The sequence below is a fragment of the Candidatus Chlorobium masyuteum genome (assembly GCF_011601315.1).
GTDB classification, from domain to species: Bacteria; Bacteroidota; Chlorobiia; order Chlorobiales; family Chlorobiaceae; genus Chlorobium; species Chlorobium masyuteum.
Genome location: NZ_JAAORA010000002.1, coordinates 282,569 through 294,204 on the forward strand (window position 1 = coordinate 282,569; position 11,636 = coordinate 294,204).

Here is an 11,636-nt window from a genome sequence, read left to right on the forward strand (position 1 = left end):
CCTGTGTATTTGGTTAAATTTCCGTACCGTATCATACTATAGAACATAGCTTAAATATATATAGTTCACTTTAATTTACAAATTACAGAAATATGATCATAGTTAATTTCATTCATTTGCCGTGCCGAAGCTGAAGAGGAGGCCCCATCCCTGTTTTGTCTTTGCCGGAATGCTTTTAACGGCATCAAATCCGTAACCGTAATCAAGACCTATCTGCCCGATAACCGGCAGGTAGAGTCGCAGGCCAAGTCCGGCAGATTTTTTCAGATCTGAAAAATTCACTTCCCCTTTGGAACGCCATAGGTTACCCGCCTCAACAAATGCAAGGCCATAGATACTTACCGATTGCGACATGGTAATAGGGTAACGCACTTCCGAAGAGAATTTGGAATAAATCTTTCCGGCATAGAGGGTGGAACTGGAGCTGGTGCTGCCGAGAGGGGAACCAAGACTCCGGTCGTCATATCCCCTGAGCGGGATGGTAGGAAGGTTGGACATACCGCTGCCTCCCATATAGAAATATTCAGTATAGGGGATATAGTCACTGTCACTGAATGTTGAGAGGTAGCCGTGCTGAGAGGAGAGGTTCAGCACCAGTTTTTTTGAGATCGGGAAGAACCAGCTGGAGTTCACCGATAATTTATAGAAATCAACCGAACCCGGAAGCGGGCCTCCGGCGAGCTGCGCCGTGAAGATATTTTTACTTCCCTTTCGGGGATAGATCGGGCTGTCGATACTGTTGCGGCCAAAAGTCTGCGTTATGGAATACTCATTGGCTTCTGTCGGGGCATCTGCAGGCAGATCGATAAAACTGAGAAATCCCCCTTTGCTGTTCAGATATTTCAGCTTCCAGTTGATGGAGAAATAGTCGTCAGGCCAGGTCAGTCGTCTTCCGACAGAGAGTGTTGTACCCAACTGGTCAATGACCGTCGGGTTGTCGACGCTGTCATCGGTATAATCGTATGCACTATGGGTTTTGAAGGCTGAAAACCCTACGTTTGTGGGGCCGCCGAATGCCCATGGTTCAGAAAATGAGAGGCTTAGCGTGTTATAATTGTAGCTGCCAAACTGCCATTGCAGTCCGAGCTTCTGCCCGTCACCGTGCGGCAGGGGGTTGTAGGCTTGCGGGTTGAAGATATCCTTCAGGGAGAAGTTATTGAAGGTGACACCAAGTGCGCCGGTGAAGCCGGTGTTCCCGTATCCTACCGAAGCGTTGAAGGTGTCGGTCTGCTTTTCCGTTACATTGTAGGTCAAATCAACCGTGTTGTTTTCCGGGTTCTGCTGAACGTCCGGTGATATCCGGTCCGGCTCAAAGTAGTTGAGCATGTTGAGCTCCCGGATACTGCGCACCACATTACTGCGGCTGAACATATCTCCCGGTATCGTGTAGAGCTCACGGCGGATCACATGGTCCTTCGTTTTGCTGTTGCCTTTAATGTTGACGGTATTCAGCTGGAACTGCTCCCCCTCCCGTAACGAGATCGCCAGATCTACGGAGTCGGGTTTTACAACCTTTTCGTCAAGTTTTGCATTGAATGCCAGATAGCCGCGATCCAGATAGAGTGAACTGATATCACTGTTATCCTGAGAATAATTCAGCCGTTCCTGAATCATTCTGGCATTGTAGACATCACCCTTTTTGATCCTGAAGTTGTTGTTGAGTATTGCTGTGGTGGCAAAATCCTTGGTGTTTCCACTCCATGTAATGTTGCGGATAGAGTATTTGCGGCCCTCTTCAAGAAAAATGTCAAGAAATACCCCTTTTTTATCAGCGGTGTAGCTGAGCGAATCACGTAGAATTCTTACATCACGATAGCCGTTGTTGCGATAAAACTCTTCGAGAAGGTTCTTGTCATCGCTGAATTTATCCTTGTCAAGCTTTGGTGCGCCGAAGATTTTACGCCACCAGGAGTTCTGGGAAGTCTCCTTGAACACCCCTTTCAGTTTATTCTGGCTGAAAGCTGTGTTGCCATGAAAGGTTATTTTTTCTATAGCTACCTTTGACCCCTCACTTATTGTAAAGTGGGCGGCCACATGATTTTTGCCATTATCCTTCAAAGTAAACTCTGCACCGGCGGTCAGATAGCCCTTTGTGGCATAGAGCTTTTCGATCTTATTTGCCGCAGTCAGCAGATCCTGCTCGCTGATTTTCTGACCCGCTACAAGAGCGGTTTTGGTAAGCAGTTCATCACTTTTGTACTTTCTGTTTCCCTCAAAGGTTACCTTATCAAGAATCCGCAGTTCATGTACCGTAAATTTGAGGGAGATCCTGCCCTGGCCGAGATCGTTTTTTTCAACACTGATATCGCTGAAGCGCTGGAGCTGCCAGAGGTACTGCATTGCTCCGGAGAGTTCCGTTCCGGGTATGGTGATCCGGTCATTGACCTTGACCGGAAGGCTTGCAGTTAACTCCTGTTCACTCAGTGTCTCCAGTCCGACAAAAGATATTTTTGCTACTGTGAACGAATTCTGTTTTGCTTCAATGGCTTTAGCCGGTTCAGTAACCTTTGTGCGTGTTTTTGCCTCAACAGTATTAACAGTAAAATTTAATGCAAGGGCCGTCAGAACTAACGTTATCAGTGGTTGCGTTTTTTTCATGAAGTACGTAGGTATCAATCCTTTTAGTGCTTGGTTGAAGCTATATTTTTTTTCTGAATCTGTTCACTTGTCTGTCCGAATCGGCGTTCCCTGTTCTGATATTCCAGTATGGCGTCATAAAGCTGCGACCGACGAAAGTCGGGCCAGTAGGCATTGGTGAAATATATTTCCGAATAGGCGTTCTGCCAGAGCATAAAGTTGCTTATCCTGAACTCACCGCTGGTTCTGATCAGCAGTTCGGGGTCGGGCATTGATGCCGTAGAGAGGTAGGATGAGAGGAGCTGCTCGTCAATAGCATCCGGATCAATATTTCCTGCCTGTATTTCAAAAAACATGGAGCGGCAGGCCTGGACTATATCCCATTTCCCGCTGTAGCTGAGCGCTATATTCAGTACAAGTTTGTTATTGTTTTTGGTGAGTTCCATGGTGTTTTGCAACACAGCTCTCACTTTTTCAGGAAGACGCGCTATGTTTCCGATAACATTGAGCCGGATGTTGTTGTCATGCAGTTTTTTGGTCTCGCGGCCAATAACTCTGACAAGAAGCTGCATCAGGGCTGAAATCTCCTTTTCGGGCCGGTTCCAGTTCTCTGTAGAAAACGTGAAAAGGGTAAGGTATTTGATGCCAAGCTGGGAGGCGGCCTCAACTACATCCCTGACAGAATCCACACCGGCAATATGACCCTCAAGTCTTGTTTTCCCCTTTAAACGGGCCCATCGGCCGTTTCCATCCATAATTATGGCAATATGACAGGGGAGCTGGCAGGATGATTTAAGTTCGGCTTGCAGCCGTTTGTCAGAGGTGTCACTGTCAGTTGAAAACCAGTGGGGCTTGAATGATGATGATTGAGACATTGTCTTGATTATAGCCATAACGCTCTTTACTCCTTATAGCTTAAGGGACTATGAGAACCTAAGCTGCTGATGTTTTCAGAAGACGAAAACACCTTAAATTGAGTGAATAATATGCAGTTATTTCTTATTATACAAACTTTAGACAGAACACAGCTCCTGTAGTGAGATCCTCATTTTCATAGTTAAAGTGAGCAGCAATCGACACGGCAAAATCTTATCATAAAATAATTTATAACTGACGTGCAATTAAGTGGTTACGAGGATCTACGTTCAAGACTTCTCTCCCGGGCAATAAGCTGTGAGGAGGTCGTTCGTCTCTATCTGGACCGTATTGATCAGCATCACGCTGACAATATCTATATAACTGTTTTCCACCAGCAGGCACTTGACCGGGCAAAAGCCCTTGACAGGAAACTGGTGGAAGGGGGTAACCCCGGAAAACTGTTCGGCATGCCGATAGCTATAAAGGACAATATAGCTATAAAAGGAGCCGGACTCACCTGTGCATCAAAAATTCTTGAGAATTACGAAAGTGTCTACGATGCAACAGCCGTCCTGCGCCTTGAAGAGGCAGATGCTGTTTTTCTTGGCAAAACCAATATGGATGAGTTTGCCATGGGCAGTTCGAATGAAAATTCGGCATTCGGAAATGTTCCCAATCCTTTTGATAAAACACGGGTGCCCGGCGGCAGTTCGGGAGGATCGGCTGCGGCAGTGGCCAATGGTCTGGCAATGGTGGCTCTTGGTTCCGATACCGGGGGCTCTGTCCGCCAGCCGGCCGGTTTCTGTAATATTGTCGGCTTGAAACCGACTTATGGACGTATTTCCCGTTATGGTCTGGTGGCATTTGCCTCCTCTTTTGATCAGATAGGGGTTCTTGCCATGAACTGTGATGATGCGGCTCTGGTGCTTGAGGTCATGGCCGGAAAGGATGACCATGATGCCACCTCTTCACTGCATGCGGTGCCCGACTATCGCTCTGACATGGCGGCGGTCTCTGTTGAAGGTCTCAGGATCGGTGTTCCTTCGGAGTTCTTTCACGAAAGCCTGAATCCTGATGTTGCCCGCCTTGTAAAGGGCAAGCTTCATGAGCTCCGTGGCAAGGGCGCGGAGCTTGTTGATATAACCCTTCCTGAAAGTGATTATGCAATCGCGGCATACTACATTCTTGTCACGGCGGAGGCTTCATCCAATCTTGCCCGTTTTGACGGAGCACGGTATGGCTATCGTTCAGGCAGTGCGGAAGATCTTGCGGCTATGTATGTGAACTCCAGAACGGAAGCTTTCGGCAGGGAGGTCAAACGCAGGATCATGCTTGGAACCTATGTGCTTTCAGCCGGTTACTATGATACCTACTACAAAAAGGCCCAGCAGGTACGAAGAGTTTTTCAGGACAGGTATCGTGAAGCGCTTGATAAGGTTGATGTCATTGCCGGACCGACCTCTCCATTTCCGCCCTTTGGTATCGGTGACAAAACCGGAGATCCGCTTGAAATGTATCTGGCTGATGTCTTTACTGTTCCGGCCAGTATTGTCGGTATGCCGGCTGTCAGTGTACCTGTCGGATTCGACAGCCTCAACCTTCCTGTCGGTCTGCACCTTATCTGTAACTTTTTCGAGGAGGGGAAACTGCTTGGTATAGCCAGACATATGCAGGCTTCCTGATAATTTCTTAGGGCGTATTTTATAACCATCAATACTAATCAGTGGCTCTATGAGTGTTTTAGTTAACAAGGATACACGCCTGCTTGTGCAGGGAATTACCGGTGGAGAAGGTACCTTTCATACCTCCCAGATTCTCGAATATGGAACCAATGTGGTTGCCGGAGTTACTCCTGGAAAAGGCGGCGTTCTCTATCACGGTAATGAAAAGGACAAGTTTTGCCGACCGGTGCCGGTATTTAACACCGTGCGTGATGCGGTAGAAAAGGCGGAAGCCAATGCGACCGTTATCTTTGTGCCTGCAGCATTTGCTGCCGATGCCATCATGGAGGCTGCTGATGCGGGCCTTAAAGTGATCATCTGCATTACCGAGGGTATTCCGGTCAATGATATGATGAAAGCCTATGCTTTTGTTCAGAAAAAAGGTGCTGTGCTTGTCGGGCCAAACTGTCCCGGTGTGATTACTCCCGGTGAAGCCAAGATCGGTATTATGCCTGGCTTTATCCATAAAAAAGGGACTATCGGAGTTGTTTCCCGCAGCGGCACCCTGACCTATGAAGCGGTGCATCAGCTCAGCCAGGTTGGTCTCGGTCAGTCCACCTGTATCGGTATCGGTGGTGATCCGATTATCGGCACCCGGTTTATTGACGCCATTAAACTTTTTGCCAATGATGCGGAGACAGAAGGTCTTGTCATGATCGGTGAAATTGGCGGAAGTGCCGAGGAGGAGGCTGCAGAGTATATCAGCAAACATTTCAAAAAGCCGGTTGTAGGATTTATTGCCGGTCGTACTGCGCCTCCCGGCCGCAGGATGGGGCATGCCGGAGCAATTGTTTCAGGTGGAAAAGGAACGGCTGAAGACAAGATAAAAGCGATGGAAGCCGCAGGCATTCATGTTGTTGACAGCCCGGCAGATCTCGGTGAAGCCATGCTCAAGGCTCTTGGTCGCTAAGAGAATCAAAGTGGACTGAGTGGACGAAGAAAGTATGGACAAAAGTGGACGCCGGTGGACAAGATAATAACTTGATTACCGGCGTCTTTTTTGTTTGCGGACAAAAGATCCTTGTTAAAAACTTCTTCTTTCTTCTATACGTCCCATTTGTCCTGCTCTTCAATACTCTTCCCCTAATATCCCCTCACAGCCCCAGTGTAATCAGGTCGTGAATGTGCACAAGCCCGACCGGCCGATGTTCACTGTCACACACCATAAGCTGAGTTATCCTGTAGGTTTCAAGGATATCAAGGCACTCCTTGGCAAGGGTTGTCGTTGTAACGGTTTTCGGATTCGGTGTCATGACCGAACCGGCGGTGCGGCTGAGAAACTCTGTGCCATTCTGAACCAGGCGACGAAGGTCACCGTCGGTAAATATGCCGGTGAGTCGCCCCTCTTCATTAACAACCGCGCTTACACCATACCGTTTTGAGGTCATTTCAAGGATAAGTTCGGTCACAGAAGCCTCTTCATGTACAACGGGGACAGCACTCTCTTTGGCCATGACGCTTGAAACCTTTACGGTCAGACGGCGTCCGAGTGATCCTTTGGGATGGGTCAGTGCAAAATCCCGCTGGGTGAAATTTTTCCGTTGCATGAGGGCAATGGCCAGCGCGTCTCCCATGGCAAGCATGGCTGTGGTTGACGTGGTCGGAGCAAGATCGTATGGGCAGGCCTCCTTTTCGATACCCGTGTCGAGCATGATATCGGCATTCTGTGCAAGAAATGAACGCGGGTTACCGGTCATGGCAATGATTGATACCCCTATCTCTTTCAGAGCGGGCACGATAAAGTTCAGCTCATCGGTAGTGCCGCTTTTTGAAAGGCAGATGACAGCGTCACCACGACTGACAATCCCCAGGTCACCGTGAGCTGCATCTGCCGGGTGAAGAAAAAGAGCGGTCGATCCGGTGGATGCCATGGTTGCAGCAATTTTCTGGCCGATTATGCCGGATTTGCCCATACCGGAGATGATGATTTTTCCGCTGCACGATGCAAGCAGCTCAACAGCACCTGAAAATCGGCTGTCAAGGCGCTCTGCTATCATCTGAATTGCCCGTGCTTCCTGAATGAGTATTGATTTGCCGGTTTCTGTTATATGCAGGTTCGCTAAAGTTTCGCTCATAGTTGCCAGAAAAATTGTAGCTTCAAATGACGAAAAGATGATCGGTTTCTGTTTTTATAAACTGTAATATCGGCTAAATTGAACAATTATGAGTTGCTTTGCTAATCATAAAGCTTTTTGTGTATGAGTTGGGTTGTTCTGATGTTTTTATCCTGGATATTATTTGCCGTCTTTGCTTTTCTCTTTACCAGGTTTGTCGGGTATATGAAAAGGGAGCAGAATCTGCATATAGAGTCACTGCGCGATACGCTGATTGACAAGGATAATCCGGTCGGTCTCTACGGGGATGAACTTGAAAAACTCAAACAGCATCAGCAGGAGGCTCAGCGCCACCTCAGGGATGTGATTTCAAAAATACCAGTCATTCAAAAAGATGGCAGGTTTCAGATTGACGAGGAGGCACTCCGGTTGCGCAAGGCGGCCAGTAATGGCAATGGTGCGTCCGACACAACTCATGATACGGTTTAAGGTGTTCTGATCTGTTTACTGCATGTTTTCAAAGCTGAAACTTCTTTTCAAGGACACGGTTATCTACGGTGTGAGTTCCATTCTCGCCCGCAGTCTCAATTATCTTCTGGTTCCCCTTTACGCAAACAAGCTGACGACATTCGATAATGGTATACAGACCATTGTCTATGCCAACATAGCGCTCGCCAATGTTCTCTTCTCCTATGGGCTTGAGACCTCATATCTCAAGGTTGCCTCTGATTCTGCCAACAGGGAGAGTGATGAAACCCGGCTTTTTTCAACAGCGTTTATCTCTCTTTTTCTTACCTCGACCCTTTTTGCCCTGCTGATAGCACTTTTTGCCCCCGAACTTTCCCGATTGATAGGCCTGTCGGCTTCTGACTTTCCATTTATCCGCTATGCGGCACTGATTTTATGGCTTGATACCCTTCTGGTCATACCCTTTGCTGAACTTCGTCTCAAAAGAAAGGCGCTGCAATTTGCCATGGCAAGAGTCGGCGGGGTTATTGCCGTTGTCATCAGTGCTCTTCTGCTTATTCTTCAGTTCAATGCCGGGCTGCACGGTGTTTTTATTGCAGAGGCATTCGGTTCTTTAGTCAGTCTGATTTTTGTCGTGCCCGTTTTTCAGCAGTTCAGGCTCTTTTTCTCAACTCTGCAGTTGCGTGAAATGCTGCGTATCGGTCTTCCCTATGTTCCGACCGGGATTGCCGGACTTCTGATACACCTCATTGACCGGAACATTCTGATCAGGATATCACCAGCGGAAATTGAAAGGATATATGGCAAAGGTTTCGAGGCTTCGGATATTGTAGGTATCTATGGACGAATTGCAGCATTCGGCGTGGTGCTTCAGCTCTTTATCCAGGTGTTCCGTTTTGCCTGGCAGCCCTTTTTCCTTCAGCATTCGAAGGATCCTGATGCCAAACAGCTTTTCCGGCATATCCTGAGTATCTCTACCCTTTTTACCATGTTTCTGGCGCTTGCCGCATCTTTGTTTGTTCCCGACCTTGTGCGCTATCACTACGGGGGAAGCTTTTATCTCCTTCCTCCCCGATACTGGATAGGTCTTTCGGTTCTGCCCTGGATATTTTTAAGCTATGTGTTTGATATGGTCTCCACCAATCTCTCTGCAGGTCTGCTTATTACCGGCAATACCCGTTATCTGCCTGTTGTAACCTTTTCAGGGGCTGCGGTGACCGCCCTTTGCTGCTGGTGGCTCATTCCTCTCGGCGGTATGGATGGAGCCGCCTATGCTATTGTTGCCGGTACATTAACGATGTGCCTTGTCATGGCATGGTACTCACTGAGGCTCTTTCCTGTCAGCCATGACTGGCTCAAGCTGGGCCTCTTTCTTGCTGCGGGCGTTGCCCTGGCCTGGTTTCAGAGCATGTTTCCATCCGCTGTACCTCTGGCAGGTTCGGCAATTGTGTTTAACGCCGGACTGCTCCTTCTCTATCTTGTCTGTGCCGTGCTGCTCTTTCGTGAAGAGGCCGCACTTGTTGCCATCCGGGTGAGGGGGAAATTCGGGAGGTAGCGTTATCTCGGGCCGCCCTGACCTTCGGGATGAAACCGCCCCTGACCTGTCGGGTGGTTGAAGCCCCCTCGTTCTCTACTGCCGGAGAATCTTCTTGTGGCGATACGATCAAGTACTTTTTTAAGTGAATCCCGCTGTTCCGGCTTGCATATTTTGGCCAGCTCATGAAAATGAAGGGCAAGCTCTCTCTCTATGGAAGCCTGGTGCGAACCGATTTTGGCGGCCAGAGTCGAGATCTTTCCACTGTCAGGCTTATCATTCAGAGCCTCTTCCACCAGTTGTTTTTTCAGCACGCCGATCGCCTCCATATCCGGCTGTACGTTACGGAAATGTTTCTGGCGGAGCTGCTGGAAACTGACGGTTTGCGATTCACTCAGACCAAGCGGCAGAGTAAAGGGATTCTGACGATGGAATTGGCGGGTTCCGGTGCCGGCTGGTTGCAAGGTGCAGCTGTTCTGCCGCCAGAGAAATCCCAACAGGGCGATATTGAGCAGCACAAGAAAAACGACCAGTGTTGTGACAACTCTCTTTGAAGTAAGAAAATTCATGGTATCATCAAATCAGGTTGCCCGGGAATTGACGTTACATTCCCGGGGGAAAATCAGGAGCCGGTCTGCTTACAGGCACTTCGTGCCGCAATTGCCGCGCATCGGACGACTCTCGGTCATCTTCTGCATTTCAATGCGCTGTGACGGGCTCAGTATTGAACCAACTTCTGAGATATGGCGGCTTTTAAGGCGTGCGAGCTCTGCATGCTTTCTGCCAATTTGTTCCGAGAGACGCTGAATTACTTTTCTGTCAGGGCTGCTTTTGAGTGACTCTGTGCGAAGCTCCCGATTCAGTGTTGTCAGCTCCCGGCGTTCGGCAGCCATAAGCTCGAAATGTTTTTTCTGGAGCTTTGCCATCTGCTCGCTCTGGCGATCATCAAGCTTGAGCTGCTGCTGACAGGCTCGTGCTCCGAAGTGCATTCCTCTTGCCCCCGGTTTTCTCATCCGCTGCATCTGCCCATTCGGTCCTGGACAGTAGCCATTTTGCTGCCATTGATTCTGTCCCCCGTTTTGTCCGTTAACCGGAGGATTGCACATCGTACCCCGAAAAGAGGCTGTATCGGCATCCGAAGGACGGCTTGAATCTGTTGCAGGTGCTGCCGAAGCTGTACTGAATCCGAGAAGCCCGGCGGCCATTATCATCATCATGCTCTTTTTCATCGTTTCTCTATTTGTCTTATTAGAAGGTTTCATATTCATCAGTGACGTGTAAAAATCGTTCTTTCAGCCAACACGCCGGAGCACGTTATTGTGCCGGGTTATTATCCGTTCCTGTATCAGCTGATTGCGTTGCTGTCTGGTCGTAGTAGGCAAATTCCTGGGTTGTATAGTCATCACCCATATTGTCAAGCAGTTCGCTGATTCCCGCACCGAACTGTGTCGTATTACTTTTGAGTGAGAGCAGCGCAGTACTGAGATTGATGACAAGAAGCAGCGCCATCAAGGCAAGCCTGACATCAAAGTAGCGACTGAAACCAGGGCTCCCTTTTTTCGATCCCTCGCCGAACTCACCCTCAACCCTCTGCATAAGCCGCACTCTGAAAAGATGATGCACCTCAAGCGGTTTCAGCTCATCAAGCAGCTGCAGGGTTTTTCCGACCTCTCTCTCTATGTTTTCGTTCTGCTGTTTCATCATTCATTCCTGTTTCATTGAGTTCGACGACAGGTTTCTGAAAACCTTGTGCGATCCTCCAAAAAAATCAATGGTTTTGATAATAGCTATAGAGCCTGTCGTGCAGGTTTTTTTTTGCCCTGTGAATCAGTGACTCTACGGCGGATACCGACGTTTTAAGGATATCGGCAATCTCCTGATTGCTGAATCCATCCTGCTTGCTGAGCAGAAAGGCCGCTTTCTGGCTGTCGGGCAGCCGGTTGAGTGCATCCTGTAGTATTGTTGCCCGTTCGCTTTCACCCAGTGCTTCGGCAGGATTTTCACTGAATGGAGCAGGAAGTTCTGCCGAAGGGTCCTCAACGCCGATCATTCTTTTCAAGGTGCCGAACCGCTTGACTCTTTTTATTCTGCGCAGGTGGTCGAGTGATTTGGTTACGGCGATCCGGTATATCCAGGTTGAGAGTTTTGACTCTTCCCGGAACTGTTCAAGGGAACGGAACACCTCTACAAAGACATCCTGGGCCAGATCTTCGGCATCTTCACGGTTAAAGACAAACCGGTAGCAGGTATTGATCACCATCTCCTGATGTTCGGCAACAAGGCTTCTGAAAAGCTCTTCTTTTGACGTCATACCCGATTTCTGAAATGACCTTGTTTCTGCCTTTGCGGCAATTGTCGCATCTGCTCTATCATTCATCACTGCATTGAACCTGATCTGCTATCTGGTTTCAAGAACCTGTTGCA

At 48.6% G+C, this 11,636-nt stretch carries 11 protein-coding genes; 4 read left to right on the forward strand and 7 right to left on the reverse strand.

What is annotated here, in order from left to right:
• Positions 1-108: 108 nt before the first annotated feature.
• On the reverse strand, positions 109-2,598 hold the full coding sequence (bamA, locus tag G9409_RS04925; RefSeq protein WP_166807705.1) for an outer membrane protein assembly factor BamA: 2,490 nt from the start codon (positions 2,596-2,598) through the stop codon (positions 109-111).
• A 23-nt stretch (positions 2,599-2,621) separates the two neighbouring features.
• Complete coding sequence (locus G9409_RS04930) at positions 2,622-3,470, reverse strand: isoprenyl transferase (RefSeq protein WP_006367386.1); 849 nt, start codon at positions 3,468-3,470, stop codon at positions 2,622-2,624.
• Positions 3,471-3,692: 222 nt separating this feature from the next.
• On the opposite strand from G9409_RS04930, the gene gatA reads away from it, so the two are divergent.
• Complete coding sequence (gatA, locus tag G9409_RS04935) at positions 3,693-5,117, forward strand: Asp-tRNA(Asn)/Glu-tRNA(Gln) amidotransferase subunit GatA (protein WP_166807706.1); 1,425 nt, start codon at positions 3,693-3,695, stop codon at positions 5,115-5,117.
• Positions 5,118-5,166: 49 nt separating this feature from the next.
• Complete coding sequence (gene sucD, locus G9409_RS04940; protein WP_166807707.1) at positions 5,167-6,066, forward strand: succinate--CoA ligase subunit alpha; 900 nt, start codon at positions 5,167-5,169, stop codon at positions 6,064-6,066.
• 184 nt (positions 6,067-6,250) lie between these two features.
• On the opposite strand, the gene G9409_RS04945 is transcribed toward sucD, so the two are convergent.
• Entirely contained in the window at positions 6,251-7,231 is a 981-nt protein-coding gene (locus G9409_RS04945; RefSeq protein WP_208019666.1) for a KpsF/GutQ family sugar-phosphate isomerase, read from the reverse strand.
• Positions 7,232-7,354: 123 nt separating this feature from the next.
• Between G9409_RS04945 and G9409_RS04950 the strand changes: the two genes are divergently transcribed.
• Both G9409_RS04950 and G9409_RS04955 read left to right on the forward strand, forming a co-directional pair.
• Positions 7,355-7,699, forward strand: coding sequence for a hypothetical protein (locus G9409_RS04950; protein ID WP_166807708.1), 345 nt, complete (start codon positions 7,355-7,357; stop codon positions 7,697-7,699).
• Positions 7,700-7,721: 22 nt separating this feature from the next.
• Positions 7,722-9,233: a lipopolysaccharide biosynthesis protein gene (locus tag G9409_RS04955; protein WP_166807709.1), complete on the forward strand. Its 1,512-nt coding sequence runs from the start codon at positions 7,722-7,724 to the stop codon at positions 9,231-9,233.
• Between the two features lie 2 nt (positions 9,234-9,235).
• Here G9409_RS04955 and G9409_RS04960 read toward each other — a convergent pair whose 3' ends face one another.
• The 4 genes from G9409_RS04960 to G9409_RS04975 all read right to left on the reverse strand — a co-directional run bounded on the left by G9409_RS04960 (position 9,236) and on the right by G9409_RS04975 (position 11,589).
• Positions 9,236-9,781, reverse strand: coding sequence for a Spy/CpxP family protein refolding chaperone (locus tag G9409_RS04960; RefSeq protein WP_166807710.1), 546 nt, complete (start codon positions 9,779-9,781; stop codon positions 9,236-9,238).
• A 69-nt stretch (positions 9,782-9,850) separates the two neighbouring features.
• Complete coding sequence (locus tag G9409_RS04965) at positions 9,851-10,441, reverse strand: Spy/CpxP family protein refolding chaperone (RefSeq protein ID WP_166807711.1); 591 nt, start codon at positions 10,439-10,441, stop codon at positions 9,851-9,853.
• An 85-nt stretch (positions 10,442-10,526) separates the two neighbouring features.
• Complete coding sequence (locus G9409_RS04970) at positions 10,527-10,916, reverse strand: hypothetical protein (protein ID WP_166807712.1); 390 nt, start codon at positions 10,914-10,916, stop codon at positions 10,527-10,529.
• A 64-nt stretch (positions 10,917-10,980) separates the two neighbouring features.
• On the reverse strand, positions 10,981-11,589 hold the full coding sequence (locus G9409_RS04975; RefSeq protein WP_407926791.1) for an RNA polymerase sigma factor: 609 nt from the start codon (positions 11,587-11,589) through the stop codon (positions 10,981-10,983).
• Positions 11,590-11,636 lie beyond the last annotated feature (47 nt).

What these genes read in the sequence shown, in the direction of transcription:
- G9409_RS04930 (WP_006367386.1), bottom strand. Translation starts at nt 3,470, where the DNA reads ATGGCTATAATCAAGACAATGTCTCAATCATCATCATTCAAGCCCCAC.
- G9409_RS04945 (WP_208019666.1), bottom strand. Translation starts at nt 7,231, where the DNA reads ATGAGCGAAACTTTAGCGAACCTGCATATAACAGAAACCGGCAAATCA.
- bamA (WP_166807705.1), bottom strand. Translation starts at nt 2,598, where the DNA reads ATGAAAAAAACGCAACCACTGATAACGTTAGTTCTGACGGCCCTTGCA.
- G9409_RS04970 (WP_166807712.1), bottom strand. Translation starts at nt 10,916, where the DNA reads ATGATGAAACAGCAGAACGAAAACATAGAGAGAGAGGTCGGAAAAACC.
- G9409_RS04950 (WP_166807708.1), top strand. Translation starts at nt 7,355, where the DNA reads ATGAGTTGGGTTGTTCTGATGTTTTTATCCTGGATATTATTTGCCGTC.
- sucD (WP_166807707.1), top strand. Translation starts at nt 5,167, where the DNA reads ATGAGTGTTTTAGTTAACAAGGATACACGCCTGCTTGTGCAGGGAATT.
- G9409_RS04975 (WP_407926791.1), bottom strand. Translation starts at nt 11,589, where the DNA reads ATGAATGATAGAGCAGATGCGACAATTGCCGCAAAGGCAGAAACAAGG.
- G9409_RS04955 (WP_166807709.1), top strand. Translation starts at nt 7,722, where the DNA reads ATGTTTTCAAAGCTGAAACTTCTTTTCAAGGACACGGTTATCTACGGT.
- G9409_RS04965 (WP_166807711.1), bottom strand. Translation starts at nt 10,441, where the DNA reads ATGAAAAAGAGCATGATGATGATAATGGCCGCCGGGCTTCTCGGATTC.
- G9409_RS04960 (WP_166807710.1), bottom strand. Translation starts at nt 9,781, where the DNA reads ATGAATTTTCTTACTTCAAAGAGAGTTGTCACAACACTGGTCGTTTTT.